The sequence below is a fragment of the Saccharopolyspora sp. NFXS83 genome (assembly GCF_026241095.1).
Lineage (GTDB): Bacteria > Actinomycetota > Actinomycetes > Mycobacteriales > Pseudonocardiaceae > Saccharopolyspora_C.
This window is the reverse complement of record NZ_JAPFGB010000027.1, coordinates 38826-58715: the sequence shown is the minus strand read 5'-3', so window position 1 is coordinate 58715 and position 19890 is coordinate 38826. Positions and strand designations below refer to the sequence as shown.

Genomic DNA, 19890 nt, shown 5'->3' with positions numbered 1-19890 from the left:
CGAATGCTCCGGGCCCGGTGAGGCCCCAGGAGGCATCGTGTCGTCAGCCGTCCGCTCCAGCCGCGACGAGACCGCCGGAATCCCGATCTGGTCCATCGTGGACTCGGTTCCGACCGTTCCCGCCGTGGTCGGCGCCCAGCTGCGGGTTCCGCTGGTCACCGGCGGGACCATCGAGTACGCCAACCTGGACCACGGTGCCAGCGCGCCCTGTCTGAACGCGGTGCGCGACGCCGTGAACGAGCTGCTGCCCTGGTACGCCAGCGTGCACCGCGGTGCCGGGTTCGCCTCGCAGGTCTGCACGCGGGTCTACGAGGGGGCGCGGGACGTGCTGCGCCGATTCGTCGGTGCCCGCCGCACCGACTCGGTGATCTTCACCCGGAACACCACGGACTCGCTGAACCTGCTGGCGACGGCGCTGCCCGCGGACACCTCGGTGGTGGTCTTCGACACCGAGCACCACGCCGCGCTGCTGCCGTGGGCCGGGGACCGGGTGCGCTCGCTCGGCATCCCCGAAGACCCGCAGGACGCGGTGCGGCTGCTCGACGCCGCGCTCGCCGACTGCCCCGGCGGGCCGAAGCTCGCCGTGCTCACCGGTGCCTCCAACGTGACCGGCGAGGTGTGGCCGGTCGCCGAACTCGCGCGGGTGGCCCGGCGGCACGGGGCGCGGACCGTCCTCGACGCCGCCCAGCTCGCCCCGCACCGGCCGGTGCGGATCGCGGAACTCGGCGTGGACCACGTGGTGCTGTCCGGGCACAAGCTGTACGCGCCGTTCGGCGCGGGGGCGCTCATCGGCCGGGACGACTGGCTGGACGCCGCCGAGCCGTACCTGGCGGGCGGCGGTGCGACCCGCTCGGTGCCGGACACCGGGGAGATCGACTGGAACACCGGCCCCGAACGGCACGAGGCGGGCTCGCCGAACACCGTGGGCGTGCACGCGCTCGCCACGGCGTGCGCCGCGCTCACCGAACGCGCGGAAGCGATCACCGGGCACGAGGAACTGCTGCTGGAGCGCCTGCGCCGCGGACTTCGCGGCGTGCCGGGGCTGCGCGAGCTGAGCCTGTTCGGCGCCGAGCACGACCGGGTCGGCGTGGTCAGCTTCGTCGTCGACGACCACGACCCCGGACTGATCGCGGCGGCCCTGGCGGCCGAGCACGGGATCGGGGTGCGGGACGGGTTGTTCTGCGCGCACCGGGCGGTGCGGCACCTGCTGGCCGGCTCCGGTGAGCAGCGCGCGGTCCGCATCAGCCTCGGCCTCGGCACCACCGTCGAGCACGTGGACCGCATCGTGCGAGCCCTGCGCGGGCTGGTGGCCTACGGGCCGCAGTGGCGCTACGAGCAGGTCGACGGGCGGTGGGTTCCGGTGGACGACCCGCGGGAGTTCCCGGCCGCGCTGGTGTGAGCCGCTGTGAACGGCCGATCCGCGGTCGGGGAGAATGGGCCGGGTGAACACCGAGCAGTCCGACCCCGACCGGCCCGGAGCGAACCCCGCCACGAGCGGAGCGGACGCCTCCGAGCCGGGATCGGCCGCGTCGGGACCGACTGAACAGCCCTCGGGCGCGCAGCCCTCCGGTGAGCAGGACGCCGTGGAACAGGGCGAGCCGGCGACCGGGGACACCGCGGTGCGCTCGCCGCAGCCGCGCAAGCTGCTCGCGCTGCTGTTCGGCGTCGCCGCGGTGCTGCTCACCGCGGACGTGCTCACGAAGGTCGCCGCGGTCGCGGCGCTGGAGAACCAGCCGCCGACGAAGCTGTTCGGCGGTGCGGTCTACCTCGTGCTGGTGCGCAATCCGGGGGCGGCGTTCTCGCTGGCCACCGGCATGACCTGGCTGCTGGCGCTGCTGGCGATCGTGGTCGTCGGAGTGATCGTGTGGCTGGCGCCGAAGCTGCGTTCCACCGGTTGGGCCATCGGACTCGGCCTGGTGCTCGGCGGGGCCTGCGGCAACCTGGCCGACCGGTTGTTCCGGGCTCCGGGGCCGCTGCGCGGGCACGTCGTGGACTTCGTGTCGCTGTTCTCACCAGACGGCAGCGTGTGGCCGGTGTTCAACGTCGCCGACTCGTCCATCGTGTGCGGCGGGATCCTCGTGGTCCTCATGTCGTTGCTCGGCCGGGACTACGACGGCACGGTGCACGTGCGCAAGAAGCGCGAGGACCAGGCGTGAGCGAATCGCGGATGCTCCCGGTCCCGGACGGGCTGGAAGGCATGAGGGTCGACGCGGGCCTGGCGAAACTGCTCGGGATGTCCCGGAGCACGGTGGCCGGACTCGCAGAATCCGGGGAAGTGCTGCTCGACGGCGCCCAGGTCGGCAAGTCGGATCGGCTGATGGCGGGCGGGCTGCTGGAGGTCACGCTGCCCCCGGCCCGGCCGGAACCCGAAGTCGTCGCCGTACCGGTGGACGGCCTGAAAATCTTGCACCAGGACGACGACATCGTCGTCGTGGACAAGCCGATCGGGGTCGCCGTGCACCCCAGCCCCGGCTGGGAAGGGCCGACGGTGATCGGCGGGCTCGCCGCCGCCGGGATCCGGATCGCGACCTCCGGCGCGGCCGAGCGGCAAGGCGTGGTGCACCGGCTCGACGCGGGCACCACCGGCGTCATGGTCGTGTCCAAGAGCGAGCACGCCTACACGGTGCTCAAGCGGGCCTTCAAGGAACGCACCGTGGAGAAGCGCTACCACGCGCTCGTGCAGGGACATCCCGATCCGAGCAGCGGCACCATCGACGCGCCGATCGACCGGCACCCCCGGCACGACTACAAGTTCGCCGTGGTCAGCGGCGGCAAGCCCAGCATCACCCACTACGAGACGGTGGAGGCGTTCCGCGCCGCGTCGTTGGTGGACGTGAAGCTGGAGACCGGGCGCACCCACCAGATCCGGGTGCACTTCTCGGCGGTGCGCCACCCCTGCGCCGGTGACCTGACCTACGGCGCGGACCCGGTGCTCGCGCGCAAGCTGGGGCTGACCCGGCAGTGGCTGCACGCGCGGATGCTCGGCTTCGACCACCCCGCCGACGGCAGCTGGGTGACGTTCACCAGCGAATACCCCGCGGACCTGCAGGACGCGATCGACACCCTGCGCGCGCAGGACTCGTAGCGCCGCGCCCGGTTCGTCGCGCCGCTGATCGACTTCGTCGCGGAGCGGGCGGGATCGCGTAGTTTGGGGGAAACACCCGGGATCATGGGGAGGGGCGATGACCCAAGGTGATCGGCGGCGGGAGTTCGCCGATGAGACGCCGACGCCGCCGATGGGCATGTCGTGGAGCGGGTCGCTGCTGACCGAAGGTGCAAGGCCTGCGGAGTCGGAACGGGCCACGCAACCGGTGCGCCTCTCCGGCGAACGCGCAGATCCCCGGGCCGCCCCTGGAGCGGACTCCGAGGCCCGGAGCGCGGAGGCCGCGCAAGCGCCTGCCGAGCAGGGGGCGATGGGCCTGGCCGAACTGCTCGCGGCTGAAGACGTCGGTCGCGCCGGTCCCGCAGTGCTCGGCGCCGACCCCGCCGGTGATGCGGCCGGAGACGCGGGCGACTGGCCCACCTTGCAGCGGCGGGAGCGGCAGGAACCGCAGGACCGCGGTGGGGCGCTCGGCTGGATGCGCCGCCGCCGCGGCGAGCGGTGACCGGCTCAGTCCACGCCGACCGGGACGCGCTCCGGCTCGGCACGCCGCGCTGAGCGCCTGCGCAGCACGAGGCGGACCAGTTCGACGACACCGGCGATCACCAGCGCCGAGCCGATGCCCAGCAGCACCGCCGGCAACGGGTGGTCCCGGAACACCGCTCCGCCCAAGCACCCGACCAGCGTGAAGTACGCCGAATAGGCGGCGGCGCCGATCGCCGCGCAGGTGCTGAACAGGCGCAGCGGCATCCCGCTCGCCCCGGCGGTCATCGCCGCCGCGGTGCGGCAACCCGGCACGAACCGGCACACGATCAGGATGGAGCCGCCGCGCCGCGCCAGCGCCCGCCGCGCCCACTCGAATGGCCTCCGGCGCCGCGAGCCCGGCGGCAGCCGGTTCAGCAGCGCGCCGCCCGCCCGCCTGCCCAGCAGGTACGCGAGGTGATCACCGGCGAACCCGCCGACCGCGCCCGCCACGAGCACCCCGGCCAGGTTCGGCGTACCGGACATCGCGAACACCCCGCAGGTCACCACCAGGACCTCGCCGGGAACGCTCGGCAGCACCGCGTCGAGCGCGACGAACGCGACGAGCGCCAGGTAGATCCACGGCGACCCCATCGCGGCGTGCACGAGGTCCAAGACGGCGTCGGACACGATCAATCCCCAGGGTCGGCTCGGAAGTGCTGCCGGGCGACTCCGACGCTAAAGACCGGAAGTGAACAACACGTGCGGGATGACCCCGGGGCGACCCGGACTTCGCCCGCGGCGGGGGCCGGGGTGCGGAACTCCGGCGGCCCGCTCGCAGCGGGGACACGTCAGAGGTCGGTGATGTCCCAGGTCAAGGTTCGCTGCTCGTCACCGGGGCGAGGAGTCCAGCGGACCGCGGAGAGTTCGGTCTCGTCCGGGAGCACGTAGACGGTGTGGCCGCCCGCGGTCTCGCCCGGCGGGACGCCGATGCGGTGCGGCGGCCGGGAGGACAACGACACCGGTGCCTTGCCGACCGTGGAGCCGTCCTTGGCCACCAGGACCAGGTACAGGTCCGGCAGCGAGGTGAACGGCATCGGGCTGCGGTTGGTCAGCTCCGTGTGCACGACCACCGCCCGCTCGCCCTCCTGCAGCTGGTAGCCGGCGGCGGTGAACAGGAAGTCGGCGGGATCGACGACCTCCACGAGCTGGATGGTGATCCGCTCGCCCTCCAGGCCGTCCACGTCGAGCTTGCCGCCGACCTTGCCGGTGCGGGCCGACGCGGGATGGGCCGGTGCGGGGGTCTTCGCGGTGGGCGCGTTCGCGTTCGCCACCTGCGGGTGCTGCGGATTCGCCTGCTGCGGCCCGGAATGGGGTTGTCCGGGTTGCGGCGCGGACGGCTGATCCCCCCGCGCCCACGAGGCCGAGCCCGGTGGGCCCCACGTGTTCATCTGCGGCGCGGGCTGCTGCGGAGCCGGTTGCGGCGGCGGAGCCTGCTGGCCCGGCTGGCCGAACGACGCGGGCGGCCCGGCCGGGATGAACGGCTGCGGTCCGCTGGGAGCGCCGCCCGGGCCCGGCTGCCTGCCGCTGTGGGAGCCGCTCGGGCCGCCGTGCACCTGGTAGCCGCCACTGGGCTGGTTCTGCACCGGGTAGGGGCCGGACACCGGGTAGCCGCCGCTGGCCTGGGTCCAGGCGTTCGCGGCGGCGACGGCGTTGCGGATGCCGACCGGATCGCACTCCACGCCGACCACCATCGGCAGCCCGGTCGTGGATAACACCGCGAGCCGGGCGGCGACGTCCCGGACGTCCATGCCGAGCCGTCCCGCGAGCTCGTGCACCGCCGCACGGCCGGATTCGGCGACGGCGGTCAGCAGACGGACGTCCACGGGATCAGGTGCAGCCACGGCAAGCCACGCTACCCCCTCGGATCGATCACCGTCCGCAAGGGCGGAGAGTTCGGCGCGGGATCTCGCGAGGACCGTCCGTCGAGCTCGTCGCATTCGGGATCGATCACGCCCGGAGTCGATCCGCGGCACGCCAGGGAGGGTCGCCGAGTTGATCCCGCCCTGGCGTTAGGCTGTCTCGGTCCGGCACCGCCGCGGCCGTCCCCTGTGGTTCACGCACCGTCGTTCCGACCGGTGTCGCGCACCCGCGATCCGAGACCGGTTCTCCCGGCCGGTTCGCGCGCCCGCGCCCAGGAGACGCCGCCGAAACGGTCCGCGCTCGTTCCGGCCGATCGCGCAGGAGGATGCCCCGTGCCCGTCGATCCCTTCGTTCATCTCCACGTGCACACCGAGTACTCGATGCTCGACGGTGCGGCGAAGGTCGCCCCGCTGTTCGAGGAGGCGAAGCGGCTCGAAATGCCCGCGGTGGGCATGACCGACCACGGCAACATGTTCGGGGCCGACGAGTTCTACCAGCAGGCGAAGAAGACCGGCATCAAGCCGATCATCGGCATCGAGGCCTACATCGCGCCGAACAGCCGCTACCACAAGAAACCGGTGTTCTGGGGCGAGGCCAAGCAGCGCGGCACCGACGAGTACGGCGAGGGCGGTGACGTCTCCGGTGCCGGCGCCTACACGCACATGACGATGGTGGCGCGCAACGCGACCGGGCTGCGCAACCTGTTCACGCTCTCCAGCCGCGCCAGCATGGAAGGCCAGTACCGCAAGCCGCGGATGGACCGGGAGCTGATCGCCGAGTTCGCCGAGGGGATCATCGCGACCACCGGCTGCCCGTCCGGCGAGGTGCAGACCCGGCTGCGGCTGCGGCAGTACAAGGAGGCGCTGCAGGCCGCCTCCGACTACAAGGACATCTTCGGCGCGGAGAACTTCTTCCTCGAGCTGATGGACCACGGGCTGCCCATCGAACGCTCGGTGCGGGAGAACCTGCTCAAGATCGCTGGTGAGCTGAACCTGAAGCCGCTGGCGACCAACGACAGCCACTACGTGACCGCCGACCAGTCCGAGTCGCACGGCGCGCTGCTGTGCGTGCAGTCCGGCAAGACGCTCAGCGACTCCAGCCGGTTCAAGTTCGACGGCGACGGCTACTACCTCAAGTCCGCCGAAGAGATGCGGCAGTACTGGGACGAGGAGGTCCCCGGCGCCGCGGACAACACGCTGCTGGTCGCGGAGATGGTCGAGTCCTACGAGGACGTGTGGAGCTTCCAGGACCGGATGCCGCGCGTCACCGTGGAAGGCGGCCAATCCGAGCTGGAGCAGCTGCGCGCCGAGGTCGAGGAATTCCTGCCCAGCCGCTACCCGGACGGGCCCAGCCAGGACGTGCTGGACCGGGTCGACGTCGAACTCGACGTGCTGGACAAGAAGGGCTACTGCGCGTACTTCCTCGTCGTCGGTGACGTGACCCGGTGGGCGAAGTCGCAGGGCATCCACGTCGGGCCGGGCCGTGGTTCGGCCGCGGGCTCGCTGCTGGCCTACATCCTGCACATCACGAACCTGGACCCGCTGGAACACGGGCTGATCTTCGAGCGGTTCCTGAACCCGGAGCGCGACTCCCCGCCGGACATCGACCTCGACTTCGACGACCGGCGCCGCGACGAGGTGCTGCAGTACGCCATCGACAAGTACGGCCGCGGCAAGGTCGCCCAGGTCATCACCTTCGGCAAGATCAAGACGAAGGCGGCGATCAAGGACTCCGCGCGGGTGCACCACGGCCAGCCCGGCTTCGCGATCGCGGACAAGATCTCCAAGGCGCTGCCGCCGCCGATCGCCGCCAAGGACATCCCGCTGTCGGGCATCGTCGACCCGCAGCACGAGCGCTACGCCGAAGCCTCCGAGGTGCGCAGCCTCATCGAGACCGACCAGGCCGTCTCGCAGATCTTCGACACCGCGCGCGGACTGGAAGGCCTGATCCGCAACGCGGGCGTGCACGCCTGCGCGGTCATCCTGTCCTCCCAGGACCTGCTGGGCACCGTCCCGCTGTGGCAGCGCGACGACGGCTCCGTGATCACCGGCTGGGACTACCCGTCGTGCGAGGCCATCGGCCTGCTGAAGATGGACTTCCTGGGGCTGTCGAACCTCACGATCCTCGGCGACGCCCTGGAATCGGTGAAGACCAACCACGACCTGGAGATCGACCTCTCCACCCTCGGGCTCGACGACAAGGCCACCTACGAGCTGCTGGCGCGCGGCGAGAGCCTGGGCGTGTTCCAGCTCGAAGGCGGCGGCATGCGGGAACTGCTCAAGCGCATGCAGCCCACCGAGTTCGGCGACGTCGTCGCGGCCAACGCGCTGTACCGGCCGGGCCCGATGGAGGTCAACGCGCACCTCGACTACGCCGACCGCAAGAACGGCAAGAAGCCCGTCGAACCGATCCACCCGGAGCTCGAAGAGCCGCTCAAGGACATCCTCGCCGAGACCTACGGCCTGATCGTCTACCAGGAACAGATCATGGCGATCGCGCAGAAGGTCGCCGGGTACAGCCTCGGGCGAGCCGACATCCTGCGCCGCGCCATGGGCAAGAAGAAGAAGTCCGTGCTGGACCAGGAGTTCGAGGGCTTCCGCGACGGCATGCTCGGCATGGGGTTCAGCGACGAGGCCATCGACAAGCTGTGGTCCACGGTCCTGCCCTTCGCCGGGTACGCCTTCAACAAGTCGCACGCGGCCGGCTACGCCCTCGTGGCGTACTGGACGGCGTACCTGAAGGCGAACTACCCGGCCGAGTACATGGCGGCGCTGCTCACCTCCAACGGTGACAACAAGGACAAGATGGCCGTGTACCTCGCCGAATGCCGCCGCATGGGCGTGAAGGTGCTCTCGCCGGACGTCAACGACTCCCGCAACAACTTCACCGCCGTCGGCTCCGACATCCGCTTCGGGCTCACCGCGATCCGCAACGTCGGTTCCAACGTCGTCGCCTCCATCTGCAAGGTCCGCGAGGAGAAGAGCCGCTACACCTCGTTCACCGACTTCCTCGACAAGTCCGAGACGGTGGCCTGCAACAAGCGGGTCATCGAATCGCTGATCAAGGCGGGCGCGTTCGACTCGCTCGGGCACACCCGGATGTCGCTGGCGCAGCACCACGAAGCCGCCGTCGACGCGGTGATCGGGCTCAAGCGGCAGGAAGCGCTCGGGCAGTTCGACCTGTTCGGCGGCGGCTCCGACGACGAGGCCGCCGAGGACTCGTCGCCGCTGGCGCACCTGCAGTTCACCCCCGAGGAGTGGCCGCGCAAGCAACTGCTGGCCTACGAACGGGAAATGCTCGGCCTCTACGTCTCCGCGCACCCGCTGGACGGGGCCGAGCGGCTGCTCGCGCCGTACCAGGACACCGGCATCGCCCACCTCGTCGGCGGTGAGCGGCAGAGCTCCGGGGACGGCAAGGACCAGTGCAAGATCGCCGGGATGATCTCGGGGATCCAGCGGCGCATCAACAAGAACGGCAGCCCCTGGGCGATCGTCACCCTCGAAGACCTCGATGCCAGCGTGGAAGTGCTGTTCTTCCCCAAGTCCTACGAGATGTTCGCGGACTGCCTGGTGGAGGACACCGCCATCGCGGTCAAGGGGCGCATCAACGAGCGGGAGGGCGCGATCAGCGTCTTCGCCTCCGACGCGCTGCCGGTCGACATCTCCGCCGCCGAGACCGACCCCGGCACCAGCCCCGCGTTCGTGATCAAGGTCCCGGCCAGCAGGGTGGACAAGTCCCTGGTCGGGGAGCTCAAGCGCACCCTGCGGGCGCACACCGGCGACGTCCCCGTGCACGTGAAGCTCAGCGGACCGCGCGGGGTGACGCGGCTGGCGCTGTCCAGCGACTACTTCGTGTCCACGGAGAGCGGTCTGCAGGGAGAGCTCAAGGGCCTGCTCGGCGCGGGATGCTTCGAAGCGTTCTGACCGGGGTGGACCGAGGGGCCGTCCGCGCGCCGGGCGGCCCCTTCTTCGTCCTGTTCGGGCGGTTCGACCGGAATGTGCGCGGAAGGTCCGCACGCGCCCGCTGCGGAATCTGAGGGATCTCTCAGCGCGGAACGAGTTGACTTGCCCGCGACAGCCTCAGACCCGAGGGGAAGCGATGCCCGCCACCACGGACAACTCCGGCCTGCCCGTCCTCGACGACGCGTTCATGCAGGACCCGTACGTGAAGTACGCCAGACTGCGGGCCGAAGCACCGGCCCGGCGCGTCCTCAGCCGCGCAGGCATTCCCGTGTGGGTGGTCACCCGCTACGCCGAAGCCCGGCAGGCGCTGTCCCACCCCGGGCTCAGCAAGGGCGTCGAAGGCATCAAGAAGGCCATCGACTCCCAAGTCGCCCCCGGCGCGCACCGGGTCGAATACGTCGACGACCTCCAATCGCACCTGCTCAACACCGACCCGCCGGACCACACCCGGCTGCGGAAACTGGTCCTCAAAGGCTTCACGCCGCGCCGGGTCGAGGACCTCCGGCCGCGCATCGAAGAGATCACCGCAGGGCTGATCGACGGCCTCGCGGGAACCTCCGAAGTCGAATTGCTGGACCAGTTCGCCTTCCCGCTGCCCATCACGGTGATCTCCGAGATGCTCGGCGTGGAGGAGGACCGCCACGACGACTTCAAGCAGTGGACCACCGCGCTGATCAACGGCGTGGACGCCGACTCGGTGAACTCCGCCGGACGCAGCATCGGCGAGTACATCGCGGAACTGGTCGCCCGCAAGCGCGTGGCACCGGGCGACGACCTGATCAGCGCGCTGATCGAAGTCGCCGACGGCGAAGACCGGCTCACCGAACCCGAACTGATCTCGATGGTGTTCCTGCTGCTGGTCGCCGGGCACGAGACCACCGTGAACCTGATCGGGAACTGCGTCTACGACCTGCTGCGCAACCCGGAACGGCTCGCCGAGGTCCGGGCCGACCCGAACCTCGTCGACGACGCGATCGAAGAGACCCTGCGGCACGAGAGCCCCGTCAACCTGGCGACGATGCGCTACACCGCCGAGGCCGTGCAGCTCGGCGAGGTGGAGCTCCCCGCCGGTGAACTGGTGCTGGTGGCCCTCGGCTCGGCCAACCGCGACGAGCGGCGCTTCGAACGCGCGGCGGAATTCGACCCGGCGCGCTCCGCGACCGGCCACCTCGGATTCGGCCACGGCATCCACTTCTGCCTGGGTGCGTCCCTGGCCCGGCTCGAAGCGCGGATCGCGGTGCGGCGGCTGCTGGAGCGGTTCCCCGACCTGAGCCTCGCCGTGGACCCCGCCGAACTGCGCTGGCGGCCCAGCACGCTCGTGCACGGGCTCGAAAACCTGCCGATCCGGCTTAAGTGAACTGCCAGGACCCGCGTAGGTGGTCGGGTGGCGGACCTCAGCGGTTTCCTCGCGGCGGGATTTTCCTCCCTCGTGGCGGAGCCACGAGGGAAAAGCCGCCCTCGCGAGGAAACCGCTACCCGCGGCGGTGCCGGTTGCTCTAGCTGGTCTTGGTCAGCGGCTTCGCCTCTGACCAAGACCACGGGCCGCCGCCGCGGGGACTGCTCAGCGCAGGTCCTCGCGCACCGCGATGATCGTGTACGGGCCGACGTCGCGGCGCTCGAACTGCGGGCCGTCGAACACCGCCGGGTCGAAGTGCACGTCGTAGTCCCGGACGTTGGGCAACTGCGGGAACGCGTCGCCCTTCAAGTTCAACGCCAGCTTCCCCGCGTTCTCGTCCGACGGGTCCGCGGCGCGCTCCCGATCCGCCTCGGACGCCACCGGGCTCGCCGGGTTGCGCAGCACGAACACGTTCGGCGCGGAGAACTCGGTGCGCCGCAACATGTCCACCAGTTCCGGGGCGGTGCGCGCCTTCGTCCACCGCTCGATCTCCGCGGCGCGCTCGTCGTAGTCGGCAAGCGGGTTCGCGTAGTGCGGGGTCTCCTGCTGGAAACCCCAGTACGGGCGGAACGACATCAGCTTGTAGTCGGTGCTCAGCAGCAGGTCCCGCTCCGGCGGGCGGCCGGTGAGCCGCGAGATCTCGCGGTAGACGTCGTCGGCCCACGAACCGGTCTTCTCCGGATCGCGCGCGCCCTTCGCGTTGTCTCCGGTCGGGTAGTAGTCCTCGTAGGCCTGCTCCGTGGAGGTCGCCAGCGCGGTCCCGATGGCGCCCTGGGCCAACGTGATCGCGCCCAGCAGCCCCAGCGCGCACGACAGCGTCGTGATCCGCGCCGCGTAGCCGACGTCCACGCGTTCCCGGAGCCACCCGATGAACTCCAGCAGGGCGAAGACCCCGGCCACCGCCAGCACCACGCCCAAGATCACATTGAGCCGGAACGCCAGCAACGTCGTCTTCGCCACCAGCGCCAGCGTGGACAAGCCGAACCAGGCGTAGATCGCGATCACCAAGGTGAGCATCGCGCCGGCGACCTCGCTGCTGCGCGCGCGCAAGATCAACCAGGCGAACCCGGCCAGGCACAACGCCCCGAACACGCTCGCGTCCGTCATCGGCACCGGCAGGAACGAACCGTCCTCCGGCAGGTAGTGCAGCGCCGCGCTCCGCGGGTTGTCGGTGAAGACGTGCGTGGCCAGCACGTACGGAGCCCACACCAGCAACGAGATGACGGCGCTGACGATGCCGATCGGCAGCAACCGCAGGAACATGCGCCGCACCGTCGCCCACCCGGCCGCGCCGCGGCGCACCCGGGACACGCCCGCCACCACGGCCATCGCCACGATCAGCAGCACCGCGAACCCGAAGTGCAGCGTGTAGGTGATCGCGGCGAAACCGACGTAGCCGCCGATGCAGATCAACGTCCAGCGCGGTGCCCGCTGCTCGCGCCGCATCGCGTGCCAGGTCAGCACCGCGATCGGAGCCAGCCACGCCGCCGACGGCCACGCGTAGGGCTCCTCGATGCCGTGCAGCATCCCCGCCAGCGACGTCACCACCGCGGCCAGCAAGGCCAGGCGCCGCCGCACCACGACGCTCCACAACGTGAACGCGACGACGCTCGTCACCGCCACCCAGATCAACGCGTAGGGCTTGTAGGCCGCCCAGCCCTCCCAGCCCAGCAGGTTCGCGAACCTGCCGCCCAGCCAGAACCACCCACCGGGGTAGTACGGGGCGGTGTCCGCGTAGTTCATGTCCGACAAGCCCCACGTGGACGCCATCCGCGTCATGTACTGCAAGCGGAAGCCGTTGTCGGTGGACGAACCGCCGAAGTAGTACCGGGTCGCCTGCAGCGGGATCGCCAACGCCAGCGTCGTGAACGTCGACAACGCCGCCCACGTCCCGGCGAGCCGCACCGGCCGCGGGAAGCGGTGGCGGCCGAACGCCAGCAGGCCGAACGTGATCAACAGCACCAGGCCCGCGCCGAGCGAGGCCAAGGCCTCCGGCGCGAAGCTCGGTTCGCTGATGCCCAGTCGTGCCACCGCGAACTGCAGGGCGAGGCTGATCACCGCGGCGACCGCCGAACCCGCGAGCAACTCGGAAACCGCGCTGCGCAGTGGAAGTCGCACAGCCGAATCCTGGCGCGGTGCATCGATCGGTCGGGGTCCGGTCAACACCGGACTCGGCAAGGTTCCCGCCACGTGATTTCGGTCCTTCGGCGGTGGGGGACAGGGCGCCCGCGCAGAATAGAGGATGCCCGCCGGGCGCCCGCGCCGCGCCTGGCCGGGTGCCGACGATCACCCGCTAGGGTGCTCAGCGCTTGCCACACCACGACAGGAGGGGCGGCTGTTGCCACCAGGAGCGGTCGAGACCAGCGAAACACCCGAACCCACCGAGCCGGTGCGGCCGTCCGAGCGAGCCCCCCGGGGGACGCGCGTCCTGGTGCGGACGGACCTGCTGCCCGCGCTGAGCACCCTGTCGCTCGTGGCGTTGCTCGGGTTGCCGCTGGGATGGGTGTGGTCGCGGATCGCCCCACCGCAGGGCAGCGTGCTCGGCCGCGCGGGCACGCCGGTGCCCGCGCAGATCGTGGAGAGCTACCACAGCTTCGACGCCCTCGCGATGTTCCTGCTCGTCGCCTTCGCGACCGGACTCGTCACGGCCGCCGTGCTGTGGACCTTCCGCCGCCGCCGCGGGCCGGTGCTGCTGGTGGCCGCCGTGCTCGGATCGCTCGTGTCGTCCTGGCTGGCGATCCGGATGGGCACGACCTTCGCCGCTGAGCTCTACCCGTGGCCGACCGGGCTCACCGTCGGCGACACCCTCACCGTGCCCCCGGAAGCACCCACCGGGTGGGCCATCGTCGTCCAGCCCATGGCGATGGCGCTGGGCTACGGCCTGGCCGCCTCCTGGAACGGCTTCGACGACCTCGGACGACGCAGCTGAAGGCAGGCCGCCGCGATCAGCCCGCGGGGCGCAGGGACGCAGTCAGGCGGTCCAGGACCTCCGGGGGGATGGCGCCGGGAACGCCCTGGTCGGCGCCGGCGATGTGCACCACCGAGCTCTCCCCGTCGCCGTTGGTGGCGAGCGTGTTGATCAGCACGCTGGGAGAACCGCACGGGCCGGGAGCGGGGAAGACCGTGGCGACGACCTTGCTCGCGGGGATGCCGCCTGCCAGCTGCACCGGCTGCACGGGGGAGAGCTCGATCCGCGCGTCCGGGCCGTAGGCGAGCTCGGCGAACTTGCGCGCCGTGTCGGTGGCGACCGCGGCGTCATCCGGCCCGCGACGCGCGGTGGCCCCGGCGATCGCGCGGTAGCTGCCGCGGACCTCCGCGCAGAAGTCCTCCTGGTACACAGCGACGCCGGTCATGGTCACCGCATCGTCCAGGGCGCCGAAGCCGACGACGTTGTCCGGAGTCTCCAACTCCCACTCCAGCGGGGCGTCGTACACGGCGTGCCGATTCGGCACGGGCACCGCCTGCCAGCCCGGGACCACCGCTTCCGGAGGCGGTGCGGCGGCGGTCGAGGTCCGCTCGGAAGTGGGCGGCGGAGGGGAATCCGAGGTGGGCGCGGGCAGCGGTTCGGGCCCGGCGCGCTCCTCGCCCCGCGAGCTCGCGACGGCCACCGCGGTCACCAGCGCGACGACCACGACGGCCCCCGCGGCCACCGCCGCGATCAACGGGCCGCGGTTGCGCTTCGGCGGTGGCGGCGGGCCGAAGCCCTGCTGCGCCCACTGGCCCTGCGGGGAATGTTGGCCCTGCTGGGGGTGCTGGGATTGCTGGGGTTGCTGGAACGTGCCGAAACCCTGGTACTGCATGCCGCCTTGGTACGGCTGCTGCCCGAACCGCTGCGGTTGCTGCGCCGAGCCCCAGCCCTCGTGCCCGCCCCGGGAACCCCCGTGTCCGCCGTGTTGCGGCGAAGCCCCATTTTCCGGAGAACCCCAGTTCCCCGGCCCACCAGGTGATGACATGGGGTGATCCTAGCGAGTGATCCGAAGCGCCCGGGCGGCCTTCGCGGATCAGTTCACGCTGGTCTGCTCCGCGAATTCCGCCAGCGGCGCCGGCACCGCCCGCAGCTCGCGCAGGAATTCCGCCTCGCGCACGAGGAGCCGCCGCACCAGCCGCAACCGGGCCAGCGGGTCCGTCTCCGCGAGCAGATCCTGGCGGTCGTCGGTGCTGAGCACGCAGTCCTCCGCCAAGGCGTAGGACAGGTCGGCGGCGTCCAGGTCCGCCGCGGGCGCGTCGTAGCGGTCGCCGCGCAGGCCGGTGCCGTGGTAGCGCTCGTGCGCGGCGCGGGCGGCTGCGTCGAGCCGGCCGGTGAGCCGCGGGTCCTCGACCGGCTCGCTGTCCGGGAGCCATTCGACGCGGGCCATCAAGTACGGCGCCGCCTCCCGATCGATCTGCAGCAACCGGAACCGGTGCCCGCCGTCGGCGGTGATGTCGTAGCGGCCCTGCGGCAGCTGCTGGACTTGGCGCAGCCGTGCCGAACAGCCCACGTCGTACATCGAGTCGACGTTGTCGTCGCCGACCTCCCAGCCCTGCCGGATCCCGACCACGCCGAAGCGGCGGTCCGGCACGACTTCCTCGACCAGGTCGAGCACCAGCTGCCGGTAGCGCGCCTCGAAGATGTGCAGCGGGAGGTCGGCACCGGGCAGCAGCACCGTGCTCAACGGGAACAGCGGGAGCGTCTCGGTCACAACCGCCAACCTACGTCCCCGCCCCGCCCATCGGCCAGCACGCCGACCCCGCGGGTTCCGCCGCTACCCGCGGCCGGTGGGAGGTCGGAACACGGCGAACGGATCCGTGACCTCCAAGCCGGGGTTGGTGAACCGGAACAGCGCGGGCGGACGGCCACCGGACGGGCCTGCGGGCACGGTGCGGCCGGTCGGGGACAGGGCACCGCGGCGGGTGAGGACTCGTTGCAGGTTCGTCGCGGCGACCTCGTAGCCCAGCGCGGCGGAATAGATGCCGCGCAGCTCCGAGATGGTGAACTCGGCGGGGGCGAGCGCGAAGCCGATGTTGGTGTAGGACAGCTTCGCGCTGAGGCGGGCGCGGGCGGCGTGCGTGATGCGCTCGTGGTCGAACGCGGTCGCCGGGGGCTCGTCGACCGGATGCCACGCGGTGTCGGCGGGCACCTCCGGGTCCACGTCGGAGGGCACCAGCCCGAGGAACGCGGTCGCCACCGCCCGGTGGCCGGGGACCCGGTGGGGGTCGCTGAACACCGAGAGCTGTTCGACGTGGCTCAGCTTGTGCACGTCGACCTTCTCGGCGAGCTGGCGCCGGATGGAGGTCTCCACGTCTTCGTCCGCGCGGAGCCTGCCGCCGGGAAGCGCCCAGCGGTGCTCGTGCGGCGGCCGGGCGCGTTGCCAGAGCAGCACGTGCAGCCGCCCCTCGTGCGCGCGCAGCACTCCCGCCAGTACCTCGTGAGCTGCATCTCCCTTGTCCGCGCAAGCGGCGGTGTTACTATGAGGCACGTTTTCGATTGTAAGGCGAAAACTGCTCGGTGGGCAAACACCGACGCGCGCGCCGACGCGCGTGCCGGTGCTGAGGAGGAACAGATGGTGGTTGCCGAACAGCTCGTTCCGTACACGGGAGTGGAACCGGACGAGGCGTGGGCTCGGGAAGTCCGCGAACTCGCCGAAGAACGCGATGCCGTCGTGCTGGCGCACAACTACCAGCTGCCCGCGATCCAGGACATCGCCCACCACACCGGGGACTCCCTGGCGCTGAGCCGGATCGCCGCCGAAAGCGTTGCCTCGACCATCGTGTTCTGCGGCGTGCACTTCATGGCCGAGACCGCGAAGATCCTCAGCCCCGGGAAGAAGGTCCTCATCCCGGACGCCCGCGCCGGCTGCTCGCTCGCCGACTCCATCACCGCGGAGCAGCTGCGCGCGTGGAAGGCGGAACACCCCGGCGCCGTCGTGGTCTCCTACGTGAACACGACCGCCGAGGTCAAAGCCGAGACCGACATCTGCTGCACCTCCTCGAACGCGGTCGACGTGGTGCGCTCCATCCCCGCGGAGCAGGAAGTGCTGTTCTGCCCCGACCAGTTCCTCGGCGCGCACGTGCGCCGCGAGACCGGGCGGGACAACGTGCACGTGTGGGCGGGGGAGTGCCACGTGCACGCGGGCATCAACGGGCCGGAACTCGCCGACCGCGCGGCCTCGAACCCGGACGCCGACCTGTTCATCCACCCCGAATGCGGCTGCGCCACCTCCGCGCTGTACTTAGCCGGCGAAGGGACGCTGCCCCCGGAACGGGTCAAGATCCTCTCCACCGGCGGGATGCTCGACGCCGCTCGCGAGACCGGCGCCGAATCGGTGCTGGTGGCCACCGAGGTCGGCATGCTGCACCAGCTGCGCAAGGCCGCCCCCGAAATCGACTTCCGGGCGGTGAACGACCGGGCCTCCTGCCGCTACATGAAGATGATCACTCCGGCGGCCCTGCTGCGCGGCCTGCGGGAGGAGGCCGACGAGGTGCACGTGCCCGCCGACATCGCCGAACGCGCTCGCACCTCGGTCGAGCGGATGATCAGCATCGGCAAGCCCGGGGGTGGCGAGTGACCTGGGAAGCACGAGCGGACCTGGTCGTCGTCGGCACCGGGGTCGCCGGGCTCACCGCCGCGCTGCGGGCCCGCGAGCTCGGTCTGCGGACCCTCGTCGTGACGAAGGATTCGGCCGCCGCGGGCAACACCGGCTGGGCGCAAGGTGGCGTCGCGGTGGTGCGCCCCGACGAGCACGACGACGGCGACAGCGTGCAGCGCCACGTCGCGGACACCCTGACCGCCGGCGCGGGCCTGTGCGACGAGCAGGCTGTGCGGTCGATCCTCGCGGAGGGTGCAGCGGCGGTGGACAGGCTCCGGGCCACGGGCGCCCGGTTCGACACCGCGGGCGACGCGCTCTCGCGGGCCCGCGAAGGCGGGCACACCGCGTTCCGGGTGATTCACGCGGGCGGGGACGCCACCGGCGCCGAAGTGCAGCGCGCGTTGTCGAGCGCGGTCGGTTCCGGCGGGATCCCGGTGCTGGAGCAGCACTGCGTCGTGGAACTCGTGCGCAGCGACGGCGGCGCGCTCGCCGGAGTGCTCGCGCTCGATCCGCACGGCAACCCCGGCGTGGTGCGCGCCCCGGCGGTGCTGCTCGCCACCGGCGGGCTCGGGCAGCTCTACGCGGCGACGACCAACCCCGACGTGGCCACCGGCGACGGGATCGCGCTGGCGCTGCGGGCGGGAGCGACCGTGGCCGACCTGGAGTTCGTCCAGTTCCACCCCACCGTGCTCTACACGCCCGACGCCGTGCGCGGACGCCGGCCGCTGGTGACCGAGGCGGTGCGCGGCGAAGGCGCGGTGCTGCTGGACGCCCGCGGTCACCGGGTCATGGCCGGTGAACATCCGCTGGAGGACCTGGCGCCGCGCGACGTGGTGTCGGCGGCGATCAACCGCAAGATGGCCGAGACCGGCGCGGAGTGCGTGCTGCTGGACGCCACGAGCATCCCCGGCTTCGCCGCCAGATTCCCCACCGTCTTCGCGTCGTGCCGGGAAGCGGGCGTCGATCCGCTGCGGGAGCCGATCCCGGTGACCAGCGCCGCGCACTACTCGTGCGGCGGAGTCGTGTCCGATGTGGATGGGCGAACCGGAGTGGCCGGGCTCTACGCGGCGGGCGAGGTCGCGCGCACCGGATTGCACGGCGCGAACCGGCTGGCCTCGAACAGCCTGCTCGAAGGACTGGTCGTCGGGGCGCGTGCCGCCGATGCCGTGGCCCGGGACCTGCGCGGCGGCCTGACCGCGCGCAAGCCCGTGCTGCCACCGGTTCCGGCGGCGGCCGTGGTGGATCGCGACCTGCTGCAGCGCACCATGACGCGCCACGCCGGGATCGGCCGCAGCGCCGACGGGCTCGCGGAGGCCGCCGCGACGCTGGACCGCTCGGGCGTCGTCCGTCCACTTCGGACACGAGAGGCGGTGGAAGACGCTTCGCTGGCGCTCACGGCGCAGGCGCTGCTCGCCGCCGCCGCGGCCCGCGTCGAGTCCCGCGGCAGCCACCGGCGACGGGACCATCCGGCATCCGACGACGTACGCTGGCGGCGCAGCGTCGCGCTGCGACTGGACGTGTCCGGCTGGCTGTTCCGCACCGACCGCGAACCCGTGAGGAGCGTCGCATGACCCTGTCCGAGGTGACCGCCGGACACCTGCGCTCCGCCGGCCTGGAGCCCCAGGAGATCCGCACGCTGGTGCGCGCAGCCCTGGCGGAGGACCTGCGCTACGGCCTCGACGTCACCACCGAGGCGACCGTCCTGGTGGACGCCATCGCCGAAGCCGCCTTCCAAGCCCGCCCGGCCGGAGTCGTCGCCGGGATCCCGGTCGCGCGCGCGGTTCTCGACGAGGTGCTCGGCCCGGACGGCTACAAGGTGCTGCACAGCCGCGCGGACGGCGACATGATCATGCCGGGGGAGAGCGCGCTGAGCGTGCACGCCCCGGTTCGCGGGCTGCTCACCGCGGAACGCACCGCGCTGAACCTGCTCTGCCACCTCTCGGGCATCGCGACCGCGACCGCCGAATGGGTGCGAGCGGTGGAAGGCACCGGCTGCCGCATCCGGGACAGCCGCAAGACCCTGCCGGGCCTGCGCGTGCTCCAGAAGTACGCGGTGCGCTGCGGCGGCGGCGTTAACCACCGCATGGGGCTCGGCGACGCGATGCTCATCAAGGACAACCACGTCGTGGCCGCGGGATCCGTGGTCGCCGCGCTGCGCGCCTGCCGCGACCACGCTCCGGAACTGCCCCTCGAGGTCGAAGTGACCACGGCGGAGGAGCTGGACGAGGTGCTGGGAGAAGGTGCCGAACTGGTGCTGCTGGACAACTTCACACCGCAGGACTGCGCCGACGCGGTGCGGCGCACCAAGGAGATCTCGCCGGGAACCGAACTGGAGGCCTCCGGCGGGATCACCCTCGACGTCGCCCGCACCTACGCCGAGACCGGCGTGCACTACCTCGCCGTGGGCGCGCTCACCCACTCGTCCCCGGCGTTGGACATCGGCCTGGACATGTGAGGTCGCCCGCCGCGGCCGGGCGCGAC

16 protein-coding genes are annotated in these 19890 nt (G+C 71.6%); 10 read left to right on the top strand and 6 right to left on the bottom strand.

Annotated features, from left to right (window positions below; all coding sequences use genetic code 11):
• The first annotated feature begins 37 nt into the window (after positions 1 to 37).
• The 4 genes from OOZ19_RS24220 (at position 38) to OOZ19_RS24205 (ending at position 3605) form a co-directional block, all read left to right on the top strand.
• A complete protein-coding gene (locus OOZ19_RS24220) occupies positions 38 to 1399 on the top strand; it encodes an aminotransferase class V-fold PLP-dependent enzyme (RefSeq protein WP_507028818.1) in 1362 nt (453 codons plus the stop codon).
• Between the two features lie 43 nt (positions 1400 to 1442).
• The gene (lspA, locus tag OOZ19_RS24215; RefSeq protein ID WP_416309492.1) at positions 1443 to 2156 is read left to right on the top strand and encodes a signal peptidase II; all 714 of its coding nucleotides are present in this window, start codon (positions 1443 to 1445) and stop codon (positions 2154 to 2156) included.
• An 11-nt stretch (positions 2157 to 2167) separates the two neighbouring features.
• The gene (locus OOZ19_RS24210) at positions 2168 to 3085 is read left to right on the top strand and encodes an RluA family pseudouridine synthase (RefSeq protein WP_266092484.1); all 918 of its coding nucleotides are present in this window, start codon (positions 2168 to 2170) and stop codon (positions 3083 to 3085) included.
• 97 nt (positions 3086 to 3182) lie between these two features.
• Positions 3183 to 3605 carry a hypothetical protein gene (locus OOZ19_RS24205; protein ID WP_266092460.1) on the top strand — a complete coding sequence of 141 codons (423 nt, stop codon included), beginning with the start codon at positions 3183 to 3185 and terminating at the stop codon, positions 3603 to 3605.
• Between the two features lie 5 nt (positions 3606 to 3610).
• On the opposite strand, the gene OOZ19_RS24200 is transcribed toward OOZ19_RS24205, so the two are convergent.
• Both OOZ19_RS24200 and OOZ19_RS24195 read right to left on the bottom strand, forming a co-directional pair.
• Positions 3611 to 4252 carry a DedA family protein gene (locus tag OOZ19_RS24200; RefSeq protein ID WP_266092459.1) on the bottom strand — a complete coding sequence of 214 codons (642 nt, stop codon included), beginning with the start codon at positions 4250 to 4252 and terminating at the stop codon, positions 3611 to 3613.
• Positions 4253 to 4413: 161 nt separating this feature from the next.
• A complete protein-coding gene (locus OOZ19_RS24195; protein WP_266092458.1) occupies positions 4414 to 5466 on the bottom strand; it encodes an AsnC family protein in 1053 nt (350 codons plus the stop codon).
• A gap of 351 nt (positions 5467 to 5817) precedes the next feature.
• Between OOZ19_RS24195 and dnaE the strand changes: the two genes are divergently transcribed.
• Both dnaE and OOZ19_RS24185 read left to right on the top strand, forming a co-directional pair.
• The gene (dnaE, locus tag OOZ19_RS24190; protein WP_266092457.1) at positions 5818 to 9408 is read left to right on the top strand and encodes a DNA polymerase III subunit alpha; all 3591 of its coding nucleotides are present in this window, start codon (positions 5818 to 5820) and stop codon (positions 9406 to 9408) included.
• A 175-nt stretch (positions 9409 to 9583) separates the two neighbouring features.
• A complete protein-coding gene (locus tag OOZ19_RS24185) occupies positions 9584 to 10804 on the top strand; it encodes a cytochrome P450 family protein (RefSeq protein WP_266092456.1) in 1221 nt (406 codons plus the stop codon).
• A gap of 204 nt (positions 10805 to 11008) precedes the next feature.
• Here the strand turns inward: OOZ19_RS24185 and OOZ19_RS24180 are convergent, their stop codons facing one another.
• On the bottom strand, positions 11009 to 12961 hold the full coding sequence (locus OOZ19_RS24180) for an arabinofuranosyltransferase (protein ID WP_266092455.1): 1953 nt from the start codon (positions 12959 to 12961) through the stop codon (positions 11009 to 11011).
• Between the two features lie 220 nt (positions 12962 to 13181).
• Here OOZ19_RS24180 and OOZ19_RS24175 point away from each other — a divergent pair, with 220 nt between their 5' ends.
• Entirely contained in the window at positions 13182 to 13772 is a 591-nt protein-coding gene (locus OOZ19_RS24175; protein WP_266092454.1) for a DUF2567 domain-containing protein, read from the top strand.
• 16 nt (positions 13773 to 13788) lie between these two features.
• Here the strand turns inward: OOZ19_RS24175 and OOZ19_RS24170 are convergent, their stop codons facing one another.
• From OOZ19_RS24170 to OOZ19_RS24160, 3 genes are all read right to left on the bottom strand, one after another.
• Positions 13789 to 14796 carry a DUF8017 domain-containing protein gene (locus OOZ19_RS24170; protein ID WP_266092453.1) on the bottom strand — a complete coding sequence of 336 codons (1008 nt, stop codon included), beginning with the start codon at positions 14794 to 14796 and terminating at the stop codon, positions 13789 to 13791.
• 48 nt (positions 14797 to 14844) lie between these two features.
• Entirely contained in the window at positions 14845 to 15522 is a 678-nt protein-coding gene (locus OOZ19_RS24165) for an LON peptidase substrate-binding domain-containing protein (protein WP_266092452.1), read from the bottom strand.
• Positions 15523 to 15585: 63 nt separating this feature from the next.
• The gene (locus tag OOZ19_RS24160) at positions 15586 to 16242 is read right to left on the bottom strand and encodes an NUDIX hydrolase (RefSeq protein WP_266092483.1); all 657 of its coding nucleotides are present in this window, start codon (positions 16240 to 16242) and stop codon (positions 15586 to 15588) included.
• 141 nt (positions 16243 to 16383) lie between these two features.
• Here OOZ19_RS24160 and nadA point away from each other — a divergent pair, with 141 nt between their 5' ends.
• The 3 genes from nadA to nadC are packed head-to-tail and all read left to right on the top strand — an operon-like array spanning position 16384 to position 19864.
• Positions 16384 to 17388, top strand: a complete 1005-nt coding sequence (gene nadA / locus OOZ19_RS24155; protein WP_266092451.1) for a quinolinate synthase NadA — start codon at positions 16384 to 16386, stop codon at positions 17386 to 17388.
• Positions 17385 to 18980 (top strand): L-aspartate oxidase, encoded by a 1596-nt coding sequence (locus tag OOZ19_RS24150; protein WP_266092450.1) that lies wholly within the window; start codon positions 17385 to 17387, stop codon positions 18978 to 18980. The genes nadA and OOZ19_RS24150 overlap by 4 nt, the downstream gene beginning before the upstream one ends.
• The gene (nadC, locus tag OOZ19_RS24145) at positions 18977 to 19864 is read left to right on the top strand and encodes a carboxylating nicotinate-nucleotide diphosphorylase (protein WP_266092449.1); all 888 of its coding nucleotides are present in this window, start codon (positions 18977 to 18979) and stop codon (positions 19862 to 19864) included. The genes OOZ19_RS24150 and nadC overlap by 4 nt, the downstream gene beginning before the upstream one ends.
• Positions 19865 to 19890: the final 26 nt, after the last annotated feature.

Coding starts and splice junctions, on each gene's coding strand:
- OOZ19_RS24210 (WP_266092484.1), top strand. CDS start 2,168: ATGCTCCCGGTCCCGGACGGGCTGGAAGGCATGAGGGTCGACGCGGGC.
- OOZ19_RS24205 (WP_266092460.1), top strand. CDS start 3,183: ATGACCCAAGGTGATCGGCGGCGGGAGTTCGCCGATGAGACGCCGACG.
- OOZ19_RS24185 (WP_266092456.1), top strand. CDS start 9,584: ATGCCCGCCACCACGGACAACTCCGGCCTGCCCGTCCTCGACGACGCG.
- OOZ19_RS24170 (WP_266092453.1), bottom strand. CDS start 14,796: ATGTCATCACCTGGTGGGCCGGGGAACTGGGGTTCTCCGGAAAATGGG.
- nadA (WP_266092451.1), top strand. CDS start 16,384: ATGGTGGTTGCCGAACAGCTCGTTCCGTACACGGGAGTGGAACCGGAC.
- nadC (WP_266092449.1), top strand. CDS start 18,977: ATGACCCTGTCCGAGGTGACCGCCGGACACCTGCGCTCCGCCGGCCTG.